The organism is Sphingobium agrisoli (genome assembly GCF_041877245.1).
Taxonomy (GTDB): Bacteria; Pseudomonadota; Alphaproteobacteria; order Sphingomonadales; family Sphingomonadaceae; genus Sphingobium.
On record NZ_JBHDJI010000002.1, the window covers coordinates 252710 to 276557 of the forward strand.

Here is a 23848-nt window from a genome sequence, read left to right on the forward strand (position 1 = left end):
TGTCGAACGATGGGAAGCGCCCCCTGCCTGGGAGAGGCGCCGATCCCGTCACACGGCCCAGCAGCCGCAGCCCATGACGCCCCAGAAGCTCTGAACGTCCGCAGCGGGCACGGTCGCGCCGAGCGCGGCCGCATGGTCATGGCCGTGGACATTGCAGGCGGAGGCGCAGCCGCAGGCCGATGCCAGCTTCTTCGCCGACTCGTCCCGACGCCAGTGACCGCCGAAGGTCGCGACCGGCGACCAGTCGGGCATCGCCTTGGGCGCTTGCGGAGCGAGCGGGCCGAAGCTGCCTTCGCCATAGACGATCCTGCCGCCCAGCACGGTCAGGACAGAGCGGAGATGCGCGATGTCGCCCTCTGGCACGGTGAAATAATCGTCGGACAGCAGCGCCAGGTCGGCCAGCTGCCCGGCCTTAATCTGGCCCTTCTTGCCGACCTCGTTCGAGAACCATGTGTTCCGCTCGGTCCACAGGCGAAGCGCGGTTTCGCGGTCGAGCCGGTTGCGGACAGGATAGAGGGTCAGCCCGCCCACGGTCTTGGACGTGACAAGCCAGCTCAGCGAGACCCAGGGGTTGTAGCTGGCGACGCGGGTCGCGTCGGTGCCTGCGCCCACCGGCACGCCGGCATCCATCATCCGCTTGATCGGCGGGGTCGCCTCGGCCGCCCTCGCGCCGTAGCGCTCGACGAAATATTCGCCCTGGAACGCCATGCGATGCTGCACCGCGATCCCGCCGCCCAGTGCTGCGATCCGGTCGATATTGCGCGCGCTGATCGTCTCGGCATGGTCGAAGAACCAGTTGAGACCCTTGAGCGGAATGTCGCGGTTCACTTTCTCGAACACGTCCAACGCGCGAGAAATGGTCTGGTCGTAGGTTGCGTGCAGCCGCCATGGCCAGCGGCGCTCCGCGAGCAGGCGGATGACGGGTTCGAGATCGCCTTCCATCTCCGGCGGCATGTCAGGGCGCGCGACGCGAAAATCCTCGAAGTCGGCCGCCGAATAGACCAGCATCTCGCCCGCGCCATTGTGGCGGTAGCTATCGTCGCCATCGCCCGGCTTGATCTGCGTCGACCAGTTGGCGAAGTCCTTCAGCTCTTCCTTGGGCTTCTGCGTGAAGAGATTGTAGGCGATGCGCAGCGTCAGCTCGCCATCCTTGTGCAGCTTGTCGATGACTTCATAGTCGTCGGGATAGTTTTGCGATCCGCCGCCCGCATCGATCACGCTGGTGACGCCCAGCGAATTCAGCTCGCGCATGAAATGCTTCGTGGAGTTGAGCTGATAGTCCTGCGGCAGCTTCGGCCCCTTCGCCAGCGTGGCATAGAGGATCGTCGCATTGGGCTGGGCCAGCAGCAGGCCGGTGGGGTTGCCAGCCGCATCGCGGACGATCTCGCCGCCCGGCGGGTTGGGCGTGTCCCTGGTATAGCCCACGGCGCGGAGCGCGGCGGCGTTGAGCAGCGCGCGATCGTAGAGGTGGAGGATGAACACAGGCGTTTCCGGCGCTACGGCGTTGATCTCGTCCAGCGTCGGCAGGCGCTTTTCGGCGAATTGATGTTCGGTAAAGCCGCCAACCACGCGCACCCATTGCGGCGGCGGCGTGTTTTCCGCCTGCTTCTTGAGCATCGCCATCGCGTCGGCCAGCGTCGGCACGCCTTCCCAGCGCAGCTCCATATTATAGTTCAGCCCGCCCCGGATCACATGGATGTGGCTGTCGATCAGGCCGGGGATCAGGCGGCGGCCGCCTGCGTCGATGACGCGGGCATCCGGCGCGGCGGCGGCGCGAACCGCCTGTTCGGAGCCGACGGCCAGGAATTTGCCGTTCCGGATCGCGACGGCCTGCGCCACCGGATTTTCGCGGTCGAGCGTCGTGACCTTGGCATTGACGAGGAGAAGGTCGGTCTGGGTCATGGCGAAGCTTTCCTGAGTGGCGGCAAGGGCGGTGGTGGCGGCGGCGCTGCCGAGCAGCTGGCGGCGGGTCATCATGCGTCGCGCCTCGCGTTCGTGGGCAGATCGCCCGGCACATGGTTGGCGCAGTCATCCGTCACGACGCGCGCCAGTTCGGTGTGGGCGGCAAGGCGCTTGGCCACCGGGATCAGCTGTTCCCCCAGCAATATCCCGGCGAGACCGACCAGCGCGATGACTGGCGGGGCGGGAGAACGAACACCCAGCAGGCTGTAGACGATGCCCACGAGCAACCCCGCACCGAGCGAAATGATATAGGCTTTCATGTCCGTTCTCCCTTGTGCGGCATCAGGCCCTGGCGAAGGCGAGCAGGTCGGCGTTCAGCCTGTCCTGGAAGATGGTCGGCACGGCATGCGGCGCACCTTCATAGACCGTCAGCGTCGCATTCGGAATGATCTCGACCGCCCTGCGCGCCGTGATGTCGATCGGCACGACATGGTCGGCGTCGCCATGGACGATCAGCACCGGGACATCGATGCCCTTGAGGTCGGCGGTGAAGTCCGTTTCAGAAAACTGCGCGACGCATTCATACTGGGCGTAGGCGCTGCCCGACATGCCCTGCTGCCAGAAGGCCAGGCGCAGGCTCTCATCCTTCGCGAAGCCGATGTCCCAGCCGAAGAAGATGTCCGGGAAGGACAGGTAGAAGCCAGAGCGATTGTCCAGCACCGCCTTGCGGATGCCGTCGAACACCTCCTGCGGCAGGCCGTCGGGATTGCTCTCGCTGCGCTTCATGACGGGAGTGACTGCGCTCACCAGCACCATCTTGGCGACCCGCGCCGTGCCGTGCCGGCTGACATAGCGGGTAATCTCGCCGCCGCCGGTCGAATGGCCGACCAGGATCGCGTCCTGAAGGTCGAGCGCTTCGATCACCGCTGCCAGATCGTCGGCATAGGTGTCCATGTCGTTGCCTGTCGCGGGCTGGCCCGACCGGCCATGGCCCCGCCGATCATGGGCGATGACGCGATAGCCGTTCTGCGCCAGGAACAGCATCTGGCCGTCCCAGGCATCCGCATTGAGCGGCCAGCCATGGGCGAAGACGACGGGCTGGCCCAGACCGAAATCGCGATAGAAAATCTCGGTCCCATCGGCGGCGGTGACGAAGTTGCTCATATGACATTCCTTTGCGTCTGGAATAAGAAGGAAGGGTGCGGATCAATGGGCCTCGGACGCGCCGAACATGGTCTTGGCGTAGGTGATCCCGAGCCCGTAAGCGCCGCCCCACTTCTTCGCGATGCCGGTGGTCATGTCGTAGGTTTCGCTGCGGGCCCAGTCGCGCTGCAGTTCCAGCAGATACTGGAGCGAGGTCATGGGCTTCGCGCCCAGCTGGATCATCCGCTCGACGGCACGCTCATGCGCCTCGGCCGAGATGTCGCCGCACGCATCGGCGATGAAATACACGTCGAAACCCTGGTCGATCGCCGACGCGACGGGGCCGACGATGCAGACCGACGTCCAGAGGCCCGCGAAGATGATCCGTTGCTTGCCGATACGGTTCACTTCGTCGATGACGGCGGCATCTTCCCATGTGTTCATCGACGTGCGGTCGAGCAGCGGCTGGTTCGGGAAGGCGTCGGTGATCTCGCTGAACATGGGGCCGGAAAAGCTGTCGACGGCGACCGTGGTCAGGATGGTGGAAACGTTGAAACCGGCGGCGGCATTGGCGACCAGCGCGGCGTTGTTGCGAAGTAGCTCGGTCGGGATCGACTTGGTCGCAAAGGCCATCTGCGACTGGAAGTCGATCATGACGAGGGTGTGATCGTCGGCGGTGATAAGGGATTTGCCAGGGGTCGGGGTCGCTTGGATGGTCATGTCGGTCTCCAATCTGAAGTTCGGACACTCGGTCGGTTCCGGTGTGATTGGAGCTTTACCCGGCGCGATCATTCCTGCGCAGTCAGATAAAATTTGCAGTTCTGTTCTAAGAAATGGAACGTTTGGCGGCCTTCATGCCCGTTGCGCGACGAGATCGAGGCACTTTCTCCCGGCGCTCACCACAGCGTCACCGCACAAGCTTCACCGCTCAAACTGGTGAGAGGCGGTAAAAAGCGGCTGATGTTTTGGGGAAATGCGTGGAGCGGGTAGCGGGGATCGAACCCGCATCACAAGCTTGGAAGGCTAGTGCTCTACCATTGAGCTATACCCGCCCGGTAGAGCAGCGCCCTGCCATTTCCGGGCGGGGTTCGTCAACCCGGCTTTGCGCGCACGGCGCACAATCGCGCTTACGCCGTCCGGCCATTTCCTCTATCACCCTTGCCATGGACAGCCCATCCCTGCGCCAGTTGGACCTTTTCGCGCAGATGATGGCGGCGGGCAGCGCGGCGCGGTGCGCGGATGATCTGGGGGTCGGGGTCGAGCAAGTGCTGGCCGAGATCGCAGCGCTGGAGATGCGGCTGGGCTATCGGCTGTTCGACGATCCGGCGGGCGCGGCGCGGCTGACGGCGGCGGGGCGCAAGACGGCGCAGGCGATGACGCTGCTGGGGCAGGACGCGCCCGCGCCGGATGAATCCGACGACGCGTTCGCCGCCCCTGTCCTTCCCCCCGAACGGGCCCGACAGACGCTGGTGCTCGCCGCTCCCGCGCCGGTGTTCGGCCATTTGCAGGATGCGCTCGCCGCGTTCGAGGCGGCGAACGAGGATATCGCGATCACGCTCGACCTGCATGTGCACAGCGCCCACGACGCGGCGGCGGCGCTGGCGGCGGGGCGAGCCGATATCGTCTATTTCTATGCGCTGGAGGAGCCGGCTGACCTGCCCTCCCGCTATGGCTGGTCGGAACCGCTGAGCCTCTATGTGGGCAGCGGACATCCGCTCGCCCGTGCCGAGACGGTAGGTCGGGACGCGCTGGCGATCACCCCGGCGCTGGCGCTGGGACCGGGCGGCGGGCTGCGGCAGGTGACCGACGCGGCGCTGGCGCGCGGGCGGGCGGCGCTGGGGCCGGTGCTGCTGGAGAGCGACGACATGGCCGCGATCGTCGCCGCGCTGCGCGAGGGCGCGGGCTGCTTCCCCGCCTTCGGCCCGCTGGCGCGCGACCTGGGGCGGATGCCGGGCATAACCCGCCTGCCGCTCGACATGCCCCTGCCGGGAATCGAGGTGCGGCAGGCGATCGGACCACGCGCGAAGGAGAAAGCGGCGGTCGAGGCGCTCGCCGACTTCCTGTTCCTCTGACAGCCGACCCATGATGCGCCGCAGCGAAAATGCGGCAAACCGATGTTGATATGATGTAACATGCGGGATACAGGGTCTCATTCAGACCAGAACCACAAAGGGTTGATCCTCCATGTCCCGCCTGACGATTCTGCGCGCCAGCTGCGCCCTGCCGCTTTGCCTTGCCCTCCCCGCCTTCGCTCAAGCGCCCGATGCCGCCGCCGGCCGGGGCGCCTATCATGACCAGCGTGCTGACATCGTCGTCACCGCGCTCATCCCCCGGCGGCAGGGCGATATCCTGTCGGGCACCACGGTCGTTTCCGGCGAGCAATTGACCCGCGAACTGCGCCCCAGCATCGGCGAAACGCTGGCGCGGCAGCCGGGTGTGTCGGCGACCTCCTTCGGCCCCAATGCCTCCCGCCCGATCCTGCGTGGCTTTCAGGGCGAACGCGTCCGCATCCTGACCGACGGGATCGGCAGCTTCGACGTGTCCAACACCTCGGTCGACCATGCCGTCGCGATCAACCCGCTGACCGCCGACCGCATCGAAATCCTGCGCGGCCCGTCGGCCCTGCTCTACGGATCGTCGGCGATCGGCGGCGTGGTCAATGTGATCGACAGCCGCATCCCCCGCCGCGTGCCCGACGAGCCGGTGCATATCGACGCGCTCGCCAACTATGGCAGCGCCGCCAACGAGCGCAGCGGATCGGGCGAGATCGAGGTGCCGCTGACCGACAAGTTCGTCGTCCATTTCGACGGCAGCTACAGCAAGACCGGCAATCTCGACACCGGCAGCTATATCCTGACCCCCACGCTGCGGGCCCAGGCGGCAGCGAGCGACGAGGCGGAGATACGCGACCTTGCCAGCCTGCGCGGCAAGCTGCCCAACAGCGCGGGGCGGATCTGGGAAGTCGCGGGCGGCGCGGCCTATATCGACGCGGGCGGCAATATCGGGGTGTCCTTCGCCCATACCGACAATTTCTACGGCGTTCCGGTCCGCTATTCGCTGGACCCCGACAGCGAGGCGGAGCAAGTGCGGCTGCGGATGAAGCAGGACCGGGTGGACCTTCGCAGCGAGGTCGCGGTCAATGGCGGCTTCCTTGATTCAGTCCGCTTCCGCGCCGGCTATGCCGACTATCAGCATCAGGAGATCGAGGATACGGGCGCCGTCGGCACGACGTTCAACAATCAGTCGATGGAAAGCCGGCTGGAATTCGTCCAGGCAAAGCGGGGCGGATGGGACGGGGCGTCCGGCGTCCAATATTTCACCCGCCGGTTCGAGGTGGTCGGCGAGGAGAAATTCCTGCCCCGCAACCAGACCGAGCAATTCGGGCTCTTCACCCTGCAATCGCTGGACCTGGGCGCGACCCGGATCGAGGGCGGTGCGCGCTACGAGCATAGCAAGTTGAGCGCCGACGCCGACGACAGCCTCTTCTTCGACGGGCGCAGCCGGAGTTTCGACGCCGTCTCCGGCTCGCTGGGGATCAGCCAGGCGATCCTGCCCGACTGGCGCATCGGCCTCAACCTCTCGCGCAGCGAGCGCGCGCCGTCGGCCGAAGAATTGTTCGCGCGCGGCAATCACGCGGGCACCCAGGCGTTCGAGCTGGGCAACGCCGATTTCGGTAAGGAAAAGAGCTGGGGCGTGGAGGGCACATTGCGCGGATCGGGCGCAGGATACAGCTTCAGCCTGGCGGCCTATCACAACTGGTTCAGCGGCTATATCTATGAAAGCGTCGCGCCCGACAGCGTGTGCCAGACGGTGAATGGCGGCGAGGATCTGGAATTCCCCTGCTACGCCTACGCGCAGGCGGACGCGCGCTATTATGGCTTCGAGGTGGAGGGATCGGTCACGCTGGCGACGGTGGGCTCGACCAAGATCGCCATCGACGGCCTGGCCGACTATGTTCGCGCGACGATCAAAGGGAGCGGCCCCGCGCCGCGCATCCCGCCGCTCCGCCTGCTGGGCGGGGTCGAGGCGCAGGGCGACCGTTTCTCGGCCCGGGCCGAGGTGGAGCATGTGTTCGATCAGGACCGGGTGACCGATTTCGAAACGCCGACCGATGGCTATACCATGGTCAACGCCTCGCTGTCGTTCAAGCCGCTGGCGGGCAACGATCGCACGACGCTGATGCTGTCGGCGAACAATCTGTTCGATGTGGAAGCGCGGCGGCACGCCAGCTTCCTCAAGGATTATGCGCCGCTGGCCGGGCGCGACATAAGGCTGACGGCGCGCTTCTCGCTGTGATGCAGTGGCCGGGGCTGGCGCGCCCCGGCCGCTTCACTCGCTCACGCGACCCGGCCGAGCCGGTGGTAGAGATTGGCATATTTGACGGACTCCGGCTGGTCCTGCACCTCGCGCAGATAATGGGCGATGGCGGTGCGGATCAGGCCGAAATCCTCCTGGCTGAACACCGCCCGCGACCGGGCGGGTTCGGGCTTGGTCATCGTATCGCTGGTCATGCTGGCGTCCTTTCCGTCTGCGGCCGGGCGGCCCTTCTGAACAGCGATTTAGACAGCCATACCCACTTGAACAGGCCGATGAGTGGCCCGAAGTCACGATATTATTTGGTCATAATGTCATAGTATGACATTATGACCAAATGGCAGAGATCAGCGACCGCAAACTCTATCTCGGGCCAAAGCTGCGCGTATTGCGCCGCGAGCTCGGCCTCAATCAGACCCGCATGGCCGAGGAACTGGGCGTATCGCCCAGCTATCTCAACCATCTGGAGCGCAACCAGCGACCGCTGACCGCGCAGATGCTGCTGCGGCTGGCCAACACCTATGACATCGACATTCGCGATTTCACCGCCACGCCGGCGGAAGGCGGCCCCGGCGAGTTGGGTGAAATCCTGTCCGACGCGCTGGTGCGCGACATCGGGATCGCGCGCGACGAGGTGCTGGAGGTCGCGGAAAATTATCCCGGCGTCGGCGAGGCGATCGCCCGGTTCTACCGCGCGCTGACCGACCTGCGTCGCCTGCCGGGCGACGCCGCGGCCGCCGATCGCGGCCCTGCACCGCTGGTCGCGCCGCTCGACTGGCTGCGCGAGACGATCGCGCGCGCCGGCAATCACTTCGCCGAGATCGACGCGGGCGCGGAGAGCCTGGCCGGGGAACTGCCCGACGACCCGGCGCTGCTTCAGGCGGCGCTGCGCGCGCGGCTGAAGGACCGGCATGGCATGGCGGTGCAGATGGTGCGCGCCGAGGTGCTGGCCGGAACGCTGCGCCATTATGACATGCACCGCCGAAGACTGATGCTGAGCGAGCGGCTGCCGGCGTCGGGGCGGCTGTTCGCCATCGCCTATCATCTGTGCGCGCAGGAATTGGCGGACGGCATCACGGCGCAGGTCGCCCGCGCCGCCCCGCCCGACGAGGACAGCCGCCGGCTCGCTCAGATCGCGCTCACCAACTATGCCGCCGCCGCGCTGGTCATGCCCTATGACCGCTTCCGTCAGGCGGCGGAGCAGAGCCGGTACGACATCCCGCTGCTCTGCGACCGTTTTGGCGTATCGACCGAGCAACTCGCCCATCGGCTGACCAGCCTCAACCGCACCGGTGCGCGCGGCATCCCCTTCTTCATGGCGAAGATCGACCGGGCGGGCATCATCGCCAAGCGCTTCGACGGCGAGGCCTGGCCCTTCGCCCGCTATGGCGGCACTTGCCCGCGCTGGGACGCGACCGACGCGCCGGCGGACGGCAGGGTCGCGGCGCAACTGATCGAGACGCTGGAGGGTCGCCGGTTCCTGACGCTGGCGGTCGCTCTGCCGCGGGGACGTGCGCGGGGGCGATCGGTTGTGGCGTTGGGTTGCGAGGCGAAACATGCGGGACGGATCGTCCATGCCGACGGCATCGATGTCGCAAGCGACGAGGCGACCGGCATCGGCCCCACCTGTCCATTGTGCGAGCGGCGCGACTGCCCGGATCGCGCCCTGCCCCCCGTCACCCGAGCGCTGGACCTTCACAGCTACGAACGCACGGTTGCGCCGTTTCCGTTCAGGCGGGTGTGATTATTGCGGCTTGAGCGTATCCATGACTTGCCGCACCGGCGCGATGTCATAGCCCGCCGCCGCCGCCTGCGCGGCCAGCACGTCGCCATTGTCGCCGGCGCGCGCGCGGGTCAGCGCCCACAGCAAGGTGCTGCGGGTGCCCGAACGGCAATAGGCCAGCATCTTGCCCCCCTCCGCCTGTTCCAGCGCCTGCGCCATGCCGTCGAGCTGCCAGGGCGCGAAGCCGCCATGCGACACCGGCACGGCGACATAGGCGATGCCCGCCGCCTTCGCCGCTGCCTCGATCTCGGCGCCGTTGGTCTGGCCCGGTTCTTCGTCGTCGGGGCGGTTGTTGACGATGATCGTCACCCCCTGTGCCTTGGCCTCGGCCACTTGCTCCACGCTGATCTGCGGCGATACGAGGATGCGGTCAGTGAGCTTGCGGAACATGGAGCGTCTCCTTCTTACCGGAGAGCCATGCGACGGCGGCGCGCGGGTTTCAAGATATTGTTCGCGCAAAGGCGCGGAGGCTCTACAGGTGCCCCCGCCTCTTGCCGCGCATGCGCCAGCTGCGCCGTTATGCCTGCTCCAGGGTCTGCCCATGACGACAGCCGCTCTTGCGGCCGCGCCGCTCGCCCCGGCATTCAAATATTCTCCCCCACCCCGTCCGTGCTCTCCAGCAGCGCGTGGACGCGGTGCGGCGCGGAGACTTCGACGCGGCTGGTCACTTCATATTGCGCCTTGGCCTGGCGCACATTGCTGTCGGCGGGAACGCTGTCGGTGAGCCAGACATTACCGCCGATGACCGATCGGCTGCCCACGATGATGCGGCCCAGGATCGTCGCGCCGGCATAGACGACGACGTCATCCTCAATGATCGGATGGCGCGGGATCGCCTTCTCCAGAGCGCCCTTCTCGTCGGCCGGGAAGCTGCGCGCACCCAGCGTCACGCCCTGGTAGAGGCGCACCCGGTTGCCGACGATCGCGGTCTCGCCGATCACGACGCCGGTGCCATGGTCGATGAAGAAGCTGTGGCCGATCCGCGCGCCGGGGTGAATGTCGATGCCCGTGGCGCTGTGCGCGATTTCGGACATGATGCGCGCGACCAGCGGCGCGCCCAGCTCGTGCAGCTGATGCGCCAGGCGATGGTGGATGATCGCCAGCATCGACGGGTAGCAGATCAGCACCTCGTCCACGCTGCGCGCGGCGGGATCGCCGAGGAAAGCGGCGTCGACATCGGTGTCGAGCAGTGCGCGCAAGGCCGGCAGGCTCTGCGCGAAGCCGCCGATGATGCGCGCGGCCTCCCGGTCCAGCACCGCGGCGGGCTCATCCTTCAGCGCATAGATCAGTTCCAGCCTGATCTGGCCGTAGAGGCGGCTGAGCACGGTCTGGAGCGTTTCGGCGACGAAGGCATCCTCATTGTGGAGGCGCACGAAACTGGGGCCGAGGCGCAGCGGGAAGAGCGCGCCGCATAGCGCCTGCATGATCTTGGTAAGGTTCGCGCGCGACGGAAAGCCTTCCGCCCCATATTCGGCATGATGGCGCTGCGCCTGCCGCCAGCGGTTGCGCGCTGCGCCGAGATCGACGACCAGCTGGTCCAGATTCCAATAGCCCTCGACGATGCGATCCTCGTCCGGTCCGTCCGCCATCATATCCGCCTCATGCACTTCGACACATGCCGGCATAGCTTGGCCGCGCACAGGGCGATAAACGAGTTTTGCTTGGGGACTGACAGTTTCTCTTTTAGCCGCGGGGGGATGGGCGCGGGGCGGCAAGGCAGATTTCAGCGCGCAACCCGCCTTCGGGGCGGTTGGCGAGCAGGAAGGTGCCGCCCTCCGCCGCGACCGCCTTCTGCACGATGGCGAGGCCAAGGCCCAAGCCGCGCGTGTTGCGCTGGCGCGCTTCGTCCAGCCGGGCGAAGGGGCGCAGCACTTCCTCCATCCGCTCGCGCGGGATGCCGGGGCCGTCATCGTCGATGCGGATCAGTATCTCCCCATCCTTGCGATCCAGCGCGACGCGCGCGCGATGGCCATAGTGCAGCGCATTTTCGATCAGGTTCCGCACCGCGCGACGCAGCGACAAAACCCGGACGGTCATTTCGAGATGATCGGGTCCGTCATAGGTCACGTCATGACCGTGATCCTGAAAGGCATCGACGATGGTCGCGATGCTGACCGCGACATCGCTGCGGACAGGCGGCTCGGGCTCGCGGTCGCCGCCGAAGAAGGCCATCAGCGATTCGAGCATTTCGCCCATTTCATCGAGATCGCCGCTCAATTCCTCGCGCAGGGCTGGGTCGGCGACGCCTTCGACCCGCAATTGCAGACGGGACAGCGGGGTCCGCAGGTCGTGGCCCACCGCCGCGAGCGTTTCGGTCCGCTCATCGATCAACCGGTGGATACGCTGCTGCATCGCGTTGAAGGCGGTGATGAGGTTCCGCACGTCACTGGTGCCGGCCTCGGGCACCATCACTTCCACGCCGCGCCCGATGCGGTGGGTGGCGTGGGTGAGGTCGCGCAGCGGCGCGAGCGTGCGGCGGATCAGCAGCCAACCGGCGATCAGCAACGCCAGCATGGGGATCAGCGCAAGACCCATGCGACCGATGGTGAAGGCCCACTTGCCGCCCGAATGGTGCATCCCGAAATAGAGCCAGCTGCCGTCGGGCAGGCGCAGTCCGCCATTGATCTCCGAGTGGCGGCCGGGGCTCAGCCGCAGCCAGAGGCGCGATTGCTCCAGGCTGGGCTCCCAGTCGATGATCTGCCGACGCATCCGCTCCAGTTCGGGCGAGAGCGGCGGCGGGGGCGGCGCGGCGGGGGACCAGTGGACGTCGTAGCGATCGGTCGTGAGCTGGAAGCTGAGCGCCGGACGTTCGCGGCTGGGGTTTTCGGCGAGCAGCTTGCGGGCGATGATGAGATGTTCAGCGAGGCGGCGCGCCTCGTCATCCTGAAGCGAGAGCTGGCTCGCGCGTTCGTAGATCAGCGTGCCGACCGCGAACTCCAGCGTCACCGTGACCAGCAGGATCGCGAACAGCCGGCCGAGCAGGCCGAGCGATCCATGGAAGCGCCGCCTCAAGCGCGGCTGACCTCTGCGTTGAACATATAGCCCACGCCCCGGACCGTGGTGATCGGGGCCGGCCGGTTCTCACTCGACAGTTTGCGGCGCAGCCGGCTGACCAGCACGTCGATGCTGCGGTCGCTGCTGTCGCCCATGCGGGTGCGCGATAGTTCGATCAGCCGTTCGCGGGCGATGACGCGCTGAGGGTGGCTGAGGAAGGAGCCGAGCAGGTCGAACTCCGCGCCGGTCAGGTCGACGATCGCGCCGGTGGGGGATCGCAGTTCGCGGCGCGGGAAATTGACCGACCAGCCGTCGAAATGCGCTTCGCTTTCGCGATGATCGTCGGGGCCGCGCTCGACCCCGACGCGGCGGAGGATCGCGCGGATGCGGGCGATCAGCTCGCGCGTGCCGAAGGGCTTGGGCAGATAATCGTCCGCGCCCAGCTCCAGCCCGACGATGCGGTCGGTTTCGCTGCCCTTGGCGCTGATGAAGATGATGGGGACGTCGCTCTTGCGGCGGATCTGGCGGCACAGGTCGATGCCGTTGGTGCCGGGCAGCATGACGTCGAGCACGACGAGATCGACCGGGCCGGCGTCGAACGCCACCCACATTTCCGGGCCGGACGAGGCCGGGCGGACGAGATAGCCATGTTCCTGAAGCGCGCGGGCGGTGAGCGTGCGGAGCGGCGGATCGTCTTCGACGAGGATGATCGACGGCGCGGTCATGTCATCGGGATAGGGACCGCCCTGATCCGGGTCAACTGTCCGGGAGGGCGTAAGGCGGCCGATCGTTCCGGCAGCAACATATTGTAACAGGCGGTCGCCCGCCGGCCAAGATCATGGGGCCGGCGGGCGTCCGGATCAGAAGGCGGCGGTAATCGAGAACACGACCTTGCCCCGGGCGATCGAGGAACCGTCGGCATCCTGGAAGTTGGGACGCAGATAGGTTTCCTCGACCCGCGCGATGTCGGTATCGACATAGGCGATGCCGGCGGTGAGCGGCGTGCCCGGAATGGCGACATCGGCGCCCACCAGCCAGTCGAGATATTTCCCGGTCGGGGCGACGGAGGTGCCGTTGGGGCCAAGGCCGCTGTTGCCCTTCGACCAGCCGACATGCGCCTTCAGCGTCACGGGCGTGTCGGGGATGGCGCTGCTCACATCGCCCCAGACGTAAAAATTGTCGTTCTTCTTGCCCGGACGGAACACGGTGCAGGCCGCGTCGCTGCACACTTTGCCCAGCGCCTGCTGCTTGGGGGCATAGGCCACGCCGACCAAGCCCTTGACGGGACCAAACTGGTGGGAGAGCTTGACATAGGGCTCTGCAAAATCGGTGTCGTTAGCGCCGGAGGGGTACATGTACCAAGTCAGGCCGACGTCGATCGTCGTGCCTTCGCCCAGCGAGGCGGAATAGCCCGCGATCAGGTCAAGTTCCATGTTCGCGCCGCCAAACGTACCCCAGCCCGAAAGGTTCGAGCCCCAGGTGCCGACATAGGCGCCGCTTTCATGAGCGATGGTGAAGCCACCCTGCACGGCCATGCTCTTGTCGGTCTGCGACACGCCGCGGAAGCGGTAATCGGAAACGAGACCGACGCTGCCGGTCACGGTGACAGGGCTGGCGGGTTCTTCCTGCGCGAAGGCCGGGACACTCGACATCAGCGCGAGCGCGGCACAGGCGATTTTGTAATTCATGAACATTCCCCTTTACGAAAGAATGTTCCGTCCTGCTTCCCCCGGCCCGAAAGTCTGTTGCGCTTCCAGTTGCGGCGGATGGCGATTGAATATGCTCAAAGGATCGAAACGCAAATCGAAAAATGCCGCATCTGCGAAATCAATCGCGCTGCTGTTGCGAAGTTGCAACAACGGCTGCCGTAGCGAAAAAAGTGCCGCCGCGCCGGGGGCTGGCGCGGCGGCACGAACGACGCCTGGGAGGTGGGGTGTCAGGCGACGATCTGGCGCATCCTTCCGGTTGCACCGAACAGTTCGACGGGCGCGCCCGCTCCACGCCGGCGATCGACCCACTCGCGCAGCATCTCCGCGCAGGTATGATCGATATGACGCAGCCGCTCGACATTGAGGATGACGAGGCCGGCGGCCGGCAGCGATTCGAGCTTCGCCGACAGGTTGGGCAGGTTGAAGAAGGTCGCCGTGCCGCGCAGCGCGACTTCGTGCGCCCCGCCCCGGCTTTCCTCCTCGACCTTGAGGCCCAGCGTGCGGGCATGGGGCAGCAGTTCCAGCAGCGACAGGCCGATGCCCACCAGCACGCCGGTCAGCAGGTCGGTCGCCACCACGCATATCAGGGTCGCCGCCCACACGAGCGCCGGCAGCGGACCGTAGAGGTGGAACAGATGCTTCACATGGGCGAGGCTGACCAGGCGGACGCCGGTGATGACCAGCACGCCGGCCAGCGCCGCCATCGGGATTTCCCGCAGCAGCCAGGGCAGCAGCGCGACGAAGCCCAAAATCCAGAAGCCGTGGAAGATGGTGGACAGGCGGGTCTTCGCGCCCGCCTGCACGTTGGCCGAGGAGCGGACGATCACGCCCGTCATCGGCAGCGCGCCGGCGAAGCCGCAGAGCAGGTTGCCCACGCCCTGCGCGCTCAGTTCCTTGTTGTAATTGGTGCGGACGCCGTCGTGCATCCGGTCGACGGCAGCGGCCGACAGCAGGGTTTCGGCGCTGGCGATGAAGGCGATGGCGATCGCGGTGGTGAAGATGGCGGGGTTCATGAGCTGCGCCAGCAGCCCGGCTTCGGGCGGGGTGATCGCGGCGACGATCGATTCGGGCACGACCACGCGCGCGACCGACAGGTCGAGCAGGAAGGCGGTGAGCGTCGCCAGCACCACGCCGACCAGAGCGCCCGGCATCAGCCTCATCGACGCGGGGCGGAATTTTTCCCACCCCAGCATGCCGCCGATGGTGACGAGACCCACCGCGAAGGCGGTGGCGGCGTCCTGGTTGGTCAGGCCGAAAATCTGGCCCGGCATGGCGATCAGGTTGTGGAGGCCGCTCGACAGCGGCTTGTCATCGAACAGCACATGGAATTGGCCGACGACGATCAGCACACCGATGCCCGCCAACATGCCATGGACGACGGCCGGAGAGATGGCGCGGAACCAGCCCCCGACCCGCGCCAGACCCGCGATCACCTGGATCGCGCCGGCCAGGATCAGGATCGGGCCCAGCGCGGACATGCCCTGTTCGCGCACGATTTCGAAGACGATGACGGCAAGGCCGGCGGCCGGGCCGCTGACCTGAAGCGGGGAGCCCGCCAGCAGGCCGACGACGATGCCGCCGATGATGCCGGTGATGAGGCCCTTTTCCGGCGGCACGCCGGAGGCCACGGCGATGCCCATGCACAGCGGCATCGCCACCAAAAACACGACGATGGATGCAGTCAGGTCGCGGCCGATCGTGCCGCCGGAAAGGGACTTTAGCATGGCTTACTCCGCAGCCTGGGCGTAGGCCGGGGCGGCCGCCAACCGACGCGCATGAGGCTGCGCGACGGGCAGAGGCTGGCCTTCGCGCAACGGGACAAACTGGCCCGTTTCGCCGTCCATGCCGAGCACCTGCCCGGCGTGGATATCGACATACCAGCCATGCAGCGCGATCTCGCCGCGCGCGATGCCCGACGCGACCGAGGGGTGGGTCCGCAGATGGGCGAGCTGCACCACGACATTTTCCAGCGCCATGTTGCGGAGCTTTTCGGCGTCGCTCAGGTCGGCGGGATAGCTTTCGCGGCACACCTTCTGCGCGGCGTGGCTGTGACGGAGCCAGGCGGATACGTTGGGCATCGCCGTCAGGTCGGCGTCGGTCGCGAGCGCCTTCATCGCGCCGCAGTCGCTATGGCCGCACACGATGATGTCGCGCACGCCCAGCACCATGACCGCATATTCGACGGTCGCGGTGACGCCGCCCAGCTGGCTGGCGTGCGGCGGCACGATGTTGCCGGCGTTGCGGCACACGAACAGGTCGCCGGGCTGCGCCTGCATGATGTGTTCAGGCACGATGCGCGAGTCGGCGCAGGAGATCATCAACGCCTTGGGGCTCTGACCATGGCTCGCCAGTTGATTGTAAAGCGCGCTTTCGTTCGGGAAGACCTTGGTCTCGAAGCTGAAGACGCGACCGATTAGCTCGTTCATGGAGTCTATCCTTCTCATATCGCTAAGCCGGCAGGGGGCGGACCGGCGGAGTTTGAAGAATAGGAACCTGGCTTTGCTGCGTCGCAGCGGCTTTGTAAAATTATGTGTCTGACTAATGCGCCGGCTTATCGGCGCTCCGGGGCGGCACTGAACATATAGCCCGCGCCGCGAACGGTGACGATCGGCGCCGGCTGCCCTTCGCTCAGCTTGCGGCGCAGGCGGCTGACCAGCACGTCGATGCTCCGGTCGGACGAGGGTGTTTCGCGCACCCCGGCCAGCTCCATCAGCCGCGTGCGGGCGATGATGGTCTGCGGATGGTCGAGGAAGACGCCGAGCAGCGCGAACTCCGCGCCGGTCAGGTCGACCCGCACGCCCGACGGCGCGGTCACCTCGCGACGGGCGAAATCCACCAGCCAGCCGTCGAACAGCGCCTGATTGTGCCGGCGCGTGCCGGCGGCGCGCTCGCCCCGCGCCCGGCGCAGCACCGCGCGCAGCCGGGCGGCGAGTTCCCGCCCCGAATAGGGCTTGGCCATATAATCGTCCGCGCCCAGCTCCAATCCGACGACGCGGTCGACCTCGGAACTGTCCGCGCCGACGAGGATGATGGGGACGTCGCTCTTTTCCCGCACGTCGCGGCAGAGATCGAGCCCGTCCGGTCCACGCAGCGCCGAATCGAGCACCAGCGCGCCGACCGGCGTGCTTGCCAGCGTGTGGAACATATCTTGCGCCGATGCGGCGGCCACGGCCCGAAAGCCGCTCTTTTCCAGATAGTCCCCCACGTCGCGGCGCAGATGCTGCTGCGTTTCCGCGACCAGGATCAGCGGCGGCGTCATCGCGCGCGCCCGGCGGAGCGGACGAGGGACGCGGTGGTGGCGCTCTGCGGCATGGGCCTCCTATCCTCCAGCGGTCGCGCCGGCACGGCGCGCGCAACCAGTGTCGGCATTAGGCGGCGTCCTTGTCTCCCGCATGGGCAGGCCGTGACAAAATATTGCTGTGCATTTCCATCGGCTATTCAGCGGCGACGAGTTCGCGCGCGGCGGGCTCGCTGAGCCCGTCGATCACCGCGCCCAGCCAGAGCGCATCGGAGGCGGCGCGGTGGCGGACGAGGCCGAGCGAGTTGGCGCGCGCGACCGCGGCCGCGATCCGCGCCGAATTGACACCGCGCTCGTCGAACAGGGTTGCGACATGATCGATGCGGAAGGGCGACGGCCTGCCCGCCGCCCGCGCCAGGCAGTCGAGCCAATATTGGTCGATCGGGCTATCGGACACGATTTGCGCGTCGCCCGCTGCGGCAGTCAATTCGGCCAGCACCGTCTCCACCGGCAAACCCTCGGCCATGACCCGCACGCGCGACAGACCGTGCAGCGCCTCTGCCTCGGCGGTCCAGTCCCAGTCCGCCCAGCTTTCATGCGGCCGGATGAGCCAGCGTCGCGCGGAGCCTTCGGCAGCGATGGCGACCTCGATCGGGAAGGACTTGCCGTGGCGCGGCAGGCAAGACGCCTCGAAATCGATGGTGCGGATGGTCAAGGGCACGGCTCCGGTCCTGCATACGGAAAGCCCCTCCGCTCTTCCGCCTGCTTCAGCGCCCCCTTTGCCCCGCAACTATGTCAGCGCAAAGTCAGGCGCCAGTCCTATAAGGATAAATCATGCGAGCCGACGCTCCGCCGCGCCGGGACGCTGACGGAGGCTTTCGCTTCTGCTAGGCGGCAGCAACAGCAGGGAAACATGCATGACCGTCATCGCCGCCTATCTGTACCGCAACGGCCAGCGCGTGCGGTCCGTCGCCATCGACGAACGGATCGATTGCCCGCAAGACAAATCGGAATTCATCTGGATCGGTGTCGCCGACCCCAGTGTCGAGGAAATGCAGACGCTCCAGCGCACCTACGGCCTGCATCCGCTGGCGGTCGAAGACGCGCTCAATGCCAACCAGTTGCCCAAGGTCGATATCTATGGCGACCAGCTGTTCGTCGTCGCCCGCACCGCCCATGTCGAGGCTGGCGCGATCTGCTACGGCGAAACCGCGCTCTTCATCGGCCACAGTCATATCATCACCGTCCGCCACGGATCGGCACGGGCGCATGTCATGCTGCGCGCGGATCTGGAGGCGGTGCCGCAGCGCCTCGCGCAAGGGGTGGATTATGTCGCCCACGCGATCCTCGACTTCATCGTCGATGGCTATCTGCCGGTCATCGAGGGTATCGAGGAAGAAGTGCTGGCGATGGAGCAGACGATGCTCGACCAGTTCCTCGGCCGGGCGGAGATCAACCGCATCTTCAACCTGCGTCGCCAGCTCATCCGGTTCCAGCGCATCCTGGTGCCGATGCATGAGGTCGCGACCAAGTTCGTCAAGATCGACCTGCCCTGCATCGACGTGGAGGCGCGGCCCTATTTCGCCGACGTGCGCGATCATGTCCGCCGGGTGCAGACGATGGTCGACGACCTGCGCGAGATTTTGAACAGCGTGTTCGAATCGTCCAATCTGCTGGAACAGCAGCGCACCGGCGACATCACCCGCCAGCTCGCCGCCTGGGCCGCGATCCTGGCGGTGCCGACCGCCATTGCGGGCATTTACGGCATGAATTTCGAGCATATGCCCGAACTCAAGAGCCGTTTCGGCTATCCCGTGGTGATCGGAGTGATCTTGGTGATCTGCGGCATGCTCTACAGCCGCTTCAGGAAGCTCAAATGGCTGTGAGGCGCGGCCTTGGAGCGGCTACCAATATTTGGTAAGATCGCGGCATGAGCAAGACCACCTCCGTCGCCCTGGGCGATCATTTCCGCGAATATGCCGAACGCAAGGTGCGCGAGGGCCGTTACGGCTCCACCAGCGAAGTCATCCGCGCGGGCCTGCGCCTGCTGGAGGATGAGGAAAAGCGGCTGGAAGCGCTGCGGGCGGCGCTGATCGAGGGTGAGGAGAGCGGCCTCGCGACAGAATTCGACCTGAATGCTTTTCTGGCCGAAATGCATACGCGCCATCTCCGCAAATCTGCGTGACGGTCTCGCTCAAACGGCGGCGCGGCGCGACCTGGCCGACATCTGGTTCTATACGTTCGATCATTGGAACGCCGGACAAGCCGATGCCTATGTCAATGCCGTCCACTCGGCGCTCGCGATGGCGGCCGAAAATCCGTCTATGGCCGCCCGATAGACGAGGCGCGCGCCGGCTATTGGCGGATCAAGGCCGGTCGCCACATCTGCTACTTCAAGCGCGATTTGGAGGGGATCATCGTCATGCGTGTCCTGCATGAACGGATGGACGCGCTCAGTTATCTCTGAAAACGCAAAAGGGCGGACCAACCGGCCCGCCCCTTCCTGCATCCGCCTATCGACGCGCGATCAATAGACGCGCGCCTTGGGCTTGATATATTCCGCTTCGTCGGTGAGCGTATAATCATGCACCGGACGGTAATCCAGCTTTACGCCGCCGCCCGTGCCACCCCAGCCATCGAACCAGCTGACGGTGTGCTTCATCCAGTTTTCGTCGTCGCGGTTCGGGAAATCCTCATGCGCGTGGGCGCCGCGGCTTTCCTTGCGGTTTTCCGCGCTGACCATGGTGCAGACCGCCTGGGACATGAGGTTGTCCAGCTCCAGCGTCTCGATGAGGTCGGTGTTCCAGATCAGCGAACGGTCGGTGACGGCGACGTCCTCCAGGCGCTTGTTAACCTGTTCCATCTTGGCGACGCCCTCGGCCAGCAGCGCGCTATCGCGGAACACGGCGGCGTGCTTCTGCATCGTGTGCTGCATTTCGAGGCGGATCACGGCCGTGGGCGAGCAGCCCTTCGCGTTGCGATACTTGTCGAGCCGGCCGAGCGCCAGGTCGGCTGCATCCTTGGGCAGCGGCCTGTGGCTGGCGTTGGGCTTCAAGGTTTCCTTGAGGTGCAGGCCGGTGGCGCGGCCGAACACGACGAGGTCGATCAGGCTGTTGGAGCCCAGGCGGTTCGCACCATGCACCGACACGCAGGCCGCTTCGCCCACGGCGTAGAGGCCGGGCACCACGACTTCGGGATCGTCGCCGACCTTCGTCACCACCTGACCATGATAGTTACAGGGGATGCCGCCCATATTGTAATGGACGGTGGGCGTTACGGGCAGCGGCTGGCGGGTGAGGTCCACGCCGGCAAAAATCTTGCCGCTTTCGGTGATGCCGGGCAGCCGTTCGGCCAGCACCTTGGGATCGATATGATCGAGGTGCAGGAAGATATGGTCCTTGTTGGGACCAACGCCGCGCCCTTCGCGCATTTCCATCGCCATCGAGCGCGAGACGACGTCGCGCGACGCCAGATCCTTCGCCGACGGGGCGTAGCGCTCCATGAAGCGCTCGCCTTCGGAGTTGGTGAGGTAGCCGCCCTCGCCGCGCGCGCCCTCGGTGATCAGCACGCCCGCGCCGTAGATGCCGGTCGGGTGGAACTGAACGAACTCCAGATCCTGGAGCGGGAGGCCTGCGCGCAGCACCATGCCGCCGCCGTCGCCGGTGCAGCTATGCGCCGATGTGGCGGAGAAATAGGCGCGGCCATAGCCGCCCGTCGCCAGCACGACCGCATGGGCGCGGAAGCGATGGATCGAGCCATCCTCCATGCAGATGGCGATGACGCCCCGGCACTCCCCATTTTCCATGATGAGGTCGATGGCGAAATATTCGATGTAGAAGTCCGCGTCATACTTCAGGCTCTGCTGATAGAGCGCGTGGAGCATCGCGTGGCCGGTGCGGTCGGCGGCGGCGCAGGTGCGCTGCACCGGCGGGCCGGCGCCCATATTCTGCATGTGACCGCCGAAGGGCCGCTGGTAGATGGTGCCATTGTCGTTGCGGCTGAACGGCACGCCGGCATGTTCCAGCTCGATCACGGCGGCGGGCGCTTCGCGCACCATATATTCGATCGCGTCCTGGTCGCCCAGCCAGTCCGACCCCTTGACGGTGTCGTACATGTGCCAGGTCCAGTGGTCGGGCGAATTGTTGCCGAGCGACGCGGCGATGCCGCCCTGCGCCGCGACGGTGTGCGACCGGGTCGGGAACAGTTTGGTGATGCAGGCGGTCTTGAGGCCCGCTTCGGCGCTGCCCATGGTGGCGCGCAGGCCCGAGCCGCCCGCGCCGACGACGACGGTGTCGTACGTATGGTCGATGATCTTGTAGGCGTCGCTCATTACTTGACGATCCCCGTGAAGGCGATCTTGGCGATCGCGAAGATGCCGGCGGCCGCGCCGCCAATGGCGTAGAAGTTCAGCAGCAGGATGCAGAGGAAATTGAGGCCCTTGTCGTGGACATAATCCTCCAGCATCACCTGCATGCCAAGGCGCAGGTGCCAGAAGATGCTGACCAGCATCAGCATCAGCGGCACCGCGACCAGCGGGTTGGCGATCCAGCCGACGACGCTGTCATAGTCGAGGCCAGGCAGGCTGATCAGGCTGAACAGCAGCCAGAGCACCAGCAGCAGATTGCCGACGGCGGTGTAGCGTTGCGCCAGCCAGTGATGCGCGCCGTGCCGCGCGGAGCCAAGACCGCGAACGCGGCCGATGCCAGTTCCGGTGCCCATCAGAACGCCTTTCCGAAGATGTAGAGCCAGAAGAGGATGGTGATGAGCGCGGATATGACGAAGGTCGCCAGCGACCAGCTCTTGTTGGTTTTCAGTTCGTACCCCGCGCCCATGTCCAGCACGAAGTGGCGCAGACCCGACACCATATGCTGGAAGAAGAACCAGCTCAGCCCGATCATCACCAGATAGCCGATCGGGGATGTCGCGCATGTGACGAACGTCGCATACGCCTCCGGCCCCATCGCCGCCGCCATCAGCCACCAGACGAGGCCCAGCGCGCCGACCGTCGCCAGGCCATTGCCGGTCACGCGATGCATGATGGAAACGGCCATGTGCGGCCCCCATTTCCAGATCGTCAAATGCGGCGAGAGCGGCCGGCTGGTGGTGCGCGCCATATCTACCCAGATCCCTGATGCTATGTCCTCGAGTCTGGTCCCCTTAAGAGCGAAGAGCCAAGAGGGCAAGCGATGCAACGCTGGACGATGGGGCAGGGTAGGACTGGAATTGAGCGGTCAGCCATAAGGAGTGATTAACCAACGCGCGCTATCAGGGCCGGAGCAAAATGCATCATCAGCAGGGGCTTTCCTTCATGTCGTCCATTCCTCCTTCCTCCCATGGGGCGTCGGACTATCTGGCAGGGATCGATCCCAATGGCGCAATCGCCAGCGCCGCGGCAGAGATCGGCCAGATGATCGGCGATGATCTGGAGAGCGTCGGCGCCACCTTCTATTCGACCTATATCCGCGAAACCGGCCTGGATCAGCAGTTAAGCCCCCAGGTTATCGCCCGCATCCAGAGCGAATCGACCAGCTATGCGCACGAAAAGCTGCTGCATTTCGGTGCAGGCCGCTGGGCGCAGTCGGCCGCAGACTGCGTGCGCCATGCCCGCAAGCATGACGTGCCGGTGCGCGCGGTGCTGAGCGCGGTGGCCGCCGCGAATGAACGCATCGCCGACCTCCTGTGGGACCGCTGCGCCGATGAAGCGACGAAGCGCCGGCTGCTGCGGACGATGCAGACGGTCGCGATGATCGATTCGGCCTTCATGACCAATGTCCTGTCGAGCGACCAGGCGGAGGCCCAGCGGGTGGAACGGCAACGATACGGCACGTTGTTCGAGCAACGCATCGTCGGCGAGATCGATGGCGCGTCGAAACTGGGCGAATCACTGCGCGAGCAGGCCAAGGATGCGTCCGCCGCGACGCGCGGGATGCTGGGCAAGGCGTCCGAAGTCGCCGCCGCCGCCGAACAGTCGGCGCTCGCCATGCGCGAGGCCGCCCGCACGTCCGCCGGCCTGATCCGCGCGATCGAGGACGCCCGCACCGAAGTCGAAAGCGCCGCCGAAGTCGCGCAGCGCGCTTCCGCCCAGTCGGGCGACGCGGTCGCCATGTCCTCCACCCTGTCGGACCATGCCAAGTCGATCGAATCGATCCTTGGCCTGATCCGCGACATCGCCGGGCAGACCAACCTGTTGGCGCTCAACGCCACGATCGAGGCGGCGCGCGCCGGCGACGCCGGTCGCGGCTTCGCGGTCGTCGCGCAGGAAGTGAAGAGCCTCGCCAACCAGACCGCGCGGGCCACCGACGAGATCGCCGGCAAGATCGCCGACATCCAGGCATCGACCCGCCTGTCGGTCGAAACCAACGAACGCATCCGCGACACGGTGGGCGAAGTGAAGGCGAGCGCCGAACGCATCCGCCACGCGATGGACGCCCAGGCGCAGACCGTCACCATGATCACCGCCGCCGTGGACGAAACCGCGCTCGCCGCCGATTCCATGTCCACCACCATTTCGGCGATCCGCCAGGACACCGAAGTGGTCGCGTCGGAAATCGACCAGCTGGAGCGCGGCTTCATGAGCGTCGAGGGCAAGCTCGCCAGCCTGCGCAACGCCTCCTCCGATTTCGGGCGTCAGGTCGCCTGAAATTCTTGGTTCTCTCAACCTGACGTCACCCCGGACTTGTTCCGGGGTCCCGCTTCTTCCGCTCAAGGCAGCGAGACCCCGGCTCTTCGGCCGGGGTGACGAGCAAGGATGGTCCACTTAGCCTG

Annotated in this window: 25 protein-coding genes and 1 tRNA gene; 7 read left to right on the forward strand and 19 right to left on the reverse strand. The window is 66.1% G+C overall.

Annotated elements, in window-relative coordinates:
• Positions 1-48 precede the first annotated feature (48 nt).
• From ACETPF_RS05510 to ACETPF_RS05530, 5 genes are all read right to left on the reverse strand, one after another.
• Positions 49-1977 (reverse strand): amidohydrolase, encoded by a 1929-nt coding sequence (locus ACETPF_RS05510; RefSeq protein WP_373933316.1) that lies wholly within the window; start codon positions 1975-1977, stop codon positions 49-51.
• Positions 1974-2222, reverse strand: coding sequence for a XapX domain-containing protein (locus tag ACETPF_RS05515; protein ID WP_373933317.1), 249 nt, complete (start codon positions 2220-2222; stop codon positions 1974-1976). The genes ACETPF_RS05510 and ACETPF_RS05515 overlap by 4 nt, the downstream gene beginning before the upstream one ends.
• Before the next feature lie 22 nt (positions 2223-2244).
• Positions 2245-3066 (reverse strand): alpha/beta fold hydrolase, encoded by an 822-nt coding sequence (locus tag ACETPF_RS05520; RefSeq protein WP_373933319.1) that lies wholly within the window; start codon positions 3064-3066, stop codon positions 2245-2247.
• Positions 3067-3108: 42 nt separating this feature from the next.
• Entirely contained in the window at positions 3109-3765 is a 657-nt protein-coding gene (locus ACETPF_RS05525; RefSeq protein WP_373933320.1) for an isochorismatase family protein, read from the reverse strand.
• A 258-nt stretch (positions 3766-4023) separates the two neighbouring features.
• Positions 4024-4097 (reverse strand) — tRNA-Gly (locus ACETPF_RS05530).
• A gap of 111 nt (positions 4098-4208) precedes the next feature.
• Between ACETPF_RS05530 and ACETPF_RS05535 the strand changes: the two genes are divergently transcribed.
• On the forward strand, positions 4209-5117 hold the full coding sequence (locus ACETPF_RS05535) for a LysR substrate-binding domain-containing protein (RefSeq protein WP_373933321.1): 909 nt from the start codon (positions 4209-4211) through the stop codon (positions 5115-5117).
• Positions 5118-5229: 112 nt separating this feature from the next.
• Entirely contained in the window at positions 5230-7341 is a 2112-nt protein-coding gene (locus ACETPF_RS05540) for a TonB-dependent receptor (protein ID WP_373933322.1), read from the forward strand.
• A 41-nt stretch (positions 7342-7382) separates the two neighbouring features.
• On the opposite strand, the gene ACETPF_RS05545 is transcribed toward ACETPF_RS05540, so the two are convergent.
• The gene (locus ACETPF_RS05545) at positions 7383-7556 is read right to left on the reverse strand and encodes a hypothetical protein (RefSeq protein WP_373933323.1); all 174 of its coding nucleotides are present in this window, start codon (positions 7554-7556) and stop codon (positions 7383-7385) included.
• 140 nt (positions 7557-7696) lie between these two features.
• Between ACETPF_RS05545 and ACETPF_RS05550 the strand changes: the two genes are divergently transcribed.
• Complete coding sequence (locus ACETPF_RS05550) at positions 7697-9103, forward strand: helix-turn-helix domain-containing protein (RefSeq protein WP_373933324.1); 1407 nt, start codon at positions 7697-7699, stop codon at positions 9101-9103.
• On the opposite strand, the gene ACETPF_RS05555 is transcribed toward ACETPF_RS05550, so the two are convergent.
• From ACETPF_RS05555 to ACETPF_RS05595, 9 genes are all read right to left on the reverse strand, one after another.
• Positions 9104-9532, reverse strand: coding sequence for a protein tyrosine phosphatase family protein (locus tag ACETPF_RS05555; protein ID WP_373933325.1), 429 nt, complete (start codon positions 9530-9532; stop codon positions 9104-9106).
• Positions 9533-9726: 194 nt separating this feature from the next.
• A complete protein-coding gene (gene epsC / locus ACETPF_RS05560; protein ID WP_373933326.1) occupies positions 9727-10731 on the reverse strand; it encodes a serine O-acetyltransferase EpsC in 1005 nt (334 codons plus the stop codon).
• Between the two features lie 94 nt (positions 10732-10825).
• Entirely contained in the window at positions 10826-12154 is a 1329-nt protein-coding gene (locus tag ACETPF_RS05565) for an ATP-binding protein (protein ID WP_373933327.1), read from the reverse strand.
• Positions 12151-12861: a response regulator gene (locus ACETPF_RS05570; protein ID WP_373933328.1), complete on the reverse strand. Its 711-nt coding sequence runs from the start codon at positions 12859-12861 to the stop codon at positions 12151-12153. Before ACETPF_RS05570 ends, ACETPF_RS05565 begins: the two co-directional genes overlap by 4 nt.
• A 135-nt stretch (positions 12862-12996) precedes the next feature.
• The gene (locus tag ACETPF_RS05575; RefSeq protein WP_373933329.1) at positions 12997-13830 is read right to left on the reverse strand and encodes a TorF family putative porin; all 834 of its coding nucleotides are present in this window, start codon (positions 13828-13830) and stop codon (positions 12997-12999) included.
• A gap of 242 nt (positions 13831-14072) precedes the next feature.
• Positions 14073-15569, reverse strand: a complete 1497-nt coding sequence (locus ACETPF_RS05580) for a SulP family inorganic anion transporter (RefSeq protein WP_373933330.1) — start codon at positions 15567-15569, stop codon at positions 14073-14075.
• A 3-nt stretch (positions 15570-15572) separates the two neighbouring features.
• Positions 15573-16271 carry a carbonic anhydrase gene (locus tag ACETPF_RS05585; protein WP_373933331.1) on the reverse strand — a complete coding sequence of 233 codons (699 nt, stop codon included), beginning with the start codon at positions 16269-16271 and terminating at the stop codon, positions 15573-15575.
• 125 nt (positions 16272-16396) lie between these two features.
• Positions 16397-17104: a response regulator gene (locus ACETPF_RS05590; RefSeq protein ID WP_373933333.1), complete on the reverse strand. Its 708-nt coding sequence runs from the start codon at positions 17102-17104 to the stop codon at positions 16397-16399.
• Between the two features lie 175 nt (positions 17105-17279).
• Positions 17280-17798, reverse strand: coding sequence for a hypothetical protein (locus ACETPF_RS05595; RefSeq protein WP_373933521.1), 519 nt, complete (start codon positions 17796-17798; stop codon positions 17280-17282).
• 202 nt (positions 17799-18000) lie between these two features.
• Here ACETPF_RS05595 and ACETPF_RS05600 point away from each other — a divergent pair, with 202 nt between their 5' ends.
• The 3 genes from ACETPF_RS05600 to ACETPF_RS05610 are packed head-to-tail and all read left to right on the forward strand — an operon-like array spanning position 18001 to position 19422.
• Positions 18001-18969, forward strand: a complete 969-nt coding sequence (locus ACETPF_RS05600) for a magnesium and cobalt transport protein CorA (protein ID WP_373933334.1) — start codon at positions 18001-18003, stop codon at positions 18967-18969.
• A 44-nt stretch (positions 18970-19013) separates the two neighbouring features.
• Positions 19014-19268, forward strand: coding sequence for a type II toxin-antitoxin system ParD family antitoxin (locus ACETPF_RS05605; protein ID WP_373933335.1), 255 nt, complete (start codon positions 19014-19016; stop codon positions 19266-19268).
• Positions 19219-19422: a type II toxin-antitoxin system RelE/ParE family toxin gene (locus ACETPF_RS05610; protein ID WP_373933336.1), complete on the forward strand. Its 204-nt coding sequence runs from the start codon at positions 19219-19221 to the stop codon at positions 19420-19422. The genes ACETPF_RS05605 and ACETPF_RS05610 overlap by 50 nt, the downstream gene beginning before the upstream one ends.
• On the opposite strand, the gene ACETPF_RS05615 is transcribed toward ACETPF_RS05610, so the two are convergent.
• The 4 genes from ACETPF_RS05615 to sdhC all read right to left on the reverse strand — a co-directional run bounded on the left by ACETPF_RS05615 (position 19356) and on the right by sdhC (position 22197).
• Positions 19356-19520, reverse strand: coding sequence for a hypothetical protein (locus ACETPF_RS05615; RefSeq protein WP_373933536.1), 165 nt, complete (start codon positions 19518-19520; stop codon positions 19356-19358). The genes ACETPF_RS05610 and ACETPF_RS05615 overlap by 67 nt on opposite strands.
• Positions 19521-19610: 90 nt before the next feature.
• On the reverse strand, positions 19611-21413 hold the full coding sequence (sdhA, locus tag ACETPF_RS05620) for a succinate dehydrogenase flavoprotein subunit (RefSeq protein WP_373933337.1): 1803 nt from the start codon (positions 21411-21413) through the stop codon (positions 19611-19613).
• Positions 21413-21802 (reverse strand): succinate dehydrogenase, hydrophobic membrane anchor protein, encoded by a 390-nt coding sequence (sdhD, locus tag ACETPF_RS05625; protein WP_373933338.1) that lies wholly within the window; start codon positions 21800-21802, stop codon positions 21413-21415. Before sdhD ends, sdhA begins: the two co-directional genes overlap by 1 nt.
• A complete protein-coding gene (sdhC, locus tag ACETPF_RS05630) occupies positions 21802-22197 on the reverse strand; it encodes a succinate dehydrogenase, cytochrome b556 subunit (protein ID WP_373933339.1) in 396 nt (131 codons plus the stop codon). The genes sdhD and sdhC overlap by 1 nt, the downstream gene beginning before the upstream one ends.
• Positions 22198-22391: 194 nt before the next feature.
• On the opposite strand from sdhC, the gene ACETPF_RS05635 reads away from it, so the two are divergent.
• Positions 22392-23723, forward strand: coding sequence for a methyl-accepting chemotaxis protein (locus ACETPF_RS05635; RefSeq protein ID WP_373933341.1), 1332 nt, complete (start codon positions 22392-22394; stop codon positions 23721-23723).
• Positions 23724-23848: the final 125 nt, after the last annotated feature.

Bases quoted from the DNA above. Each gene is read 5' to 3' on its own strand.
- ACETPF_RS05510 (WP_373933316.1), bottom strand. From the start codon at position 1,977: ATGATGACCCGCCGCCAGCTGCTCGGCAGCGCCGCCGCCACCACCGCC.
- ACETPF_RS05635 (WP_373933341.1), top strand. From the start codon at position 22,392: ATGTCGTCCATTCCTCCTTCCTCCCATGGGGCGTCGGACTATCTGGCA.
- sdhC (WP_373933339.1), bottom strand. From the start codon at position 22,197: ATGGCGCGCACCACCAGCCGGCCGCTCTCGCCGCATTTGACGATCTGG.
- sdhA (WP_373933337.1), bottom strand. From the start codon at position 21,413: ATGAGCGACGCCTACAAGATCATCGACCATACGTACGACACCGTCGTC.
- ACETPF_RS05520 (WP_373933319.1), bottom strand. From the start codon at position 3,066: ATGAGCAACTTCGTCACCGCCGCCGATGGGACCGAGATTTTCTATCGC.
- ACETPF_RS05545 (WP_373933323.1), bottom strand. From the start codon at position 7,556: ATGACCAGCGATACGATGACCAAGCCCGAACCCGCCCGGTCGCGGGCG.
- epsC (WP_373933326.1), bottom strand. From the start codon at position 10,731: ATGGCGGACGGACCGGACGAGGATCGCATCGTCGAGGGCTATTGGAAT.
- ACETPF_RS05605 (WP_373933335.1), top strand. From the start codon at position 19,014: ATGAGCAAGACCACCTCCGTCGCCCTGGGCGATCATTTCCGCGAATAT.
- ACETPF_RS05585 (WP_373933331.1), bottom strand. From the start codon at position 16,271: ATGAACGAGCTAATCGGTCGCGTCTTCAGCTTCGAGACCAAGGTCTTC.
- ACETPF_RS05550 (WP_373933324.1), top strand. From the start codon at position 7,697: ATGGCAGAGATCAGCGACCGCAAACTCTATCTCGGGCCAAAGCTGCGC.
- ACETPF_RS05615 (WP_373933536.1), bottom strand. From the start codon at position 19,520: ATGCAGGACACGCATGACGATGATCCCCTCCAAATCGCGCTTGAAGTA.
- ACETPF_RS05575 (WP_373933329.1), bottom strand. From the start codon at position 13,830: ATGTTCATGAATTACAAAATCGCCTGTGCCGCGCTCGCGCTGATGTCG.
- ACETPF_RS05610 (WP_373933336.1), top strand. From the start codon at position 19,219: ATGCTTTTCTGGCCGAAATGCATACGCGCCATCTCCGCAAATCTGCGT.
- ACETPF_RS05540 (WP_373933322.1), top strand. From the start codon at position 5,230: ATGTCCCGCCTGACGATTCTGCGCGCCAGCTGCGCCCTGCCGCTTTGC.
- ACETPF_RS05525 (WP_373933320.1), bottom strand. From the start codon at position 3,765: ATGACCATCCAAGCGACCCCGACCCCTGGCAAATCCCTTATCACCGCC.
- ACETPF_RS05580 (WP_373933330.1), bottom strand. From the start codon at position 15,569: ATGCTAAAGTCCCTTTCCGGCGGCACGATCGGCCGCGACCTGACTGCA.
- ACETPF_RS05515 (WP_373933317.1), bottom strand. From the start codon at position 2,222: ATGAAAGCCTATATCATTTCGCTCGGTGCGGGGTTGCTCGTGGGCATC.
- ACETPF_RS05535 (WP_373933321.1), top strand. From the start codon at position 4,209: ATGGACAGCCCATCCCTGCGCCAGTTGGACCTTTTCGCGCAGATGATG.
- ACETPF_RS05555 (WP_373933325.1), bottom strand. From the start codon at position 9,532: ATGTTCCGCAAGCTCACTGACCGCATCCTCGTATCGCCGCAGATCAGC.
- ACETPF_RS05570 (WP_373933328.1), bottom strand. From the start codon at position 12,861: ATGACCGCGCCGTCGATCATCCTCGTCGAAGACGATCCGCCGCTCCGC.
- ACETPF_RS05600 (WP_373933334.1), top strand. From the start codon at position 18,001: ATGACCGTCATCGCCGCCTATCTGTACCGCAACGGCCAGCGCGTGCGG.
- sdhD (WP_373933338.1), bottom strand. From the start codon at position 21,802: ATGGGCACCGGAACTGGCATCGGCCGCGTTCGCGGTCTTGGCTCCGCG.
- ACETPF_RS05590 (WP_373933333.1), bottom strand. From the start codon at position 17,104: ATGACGCCGCCGCTGATCCTGGTCGCGGAAACGCAGCAGCATCTGCGC.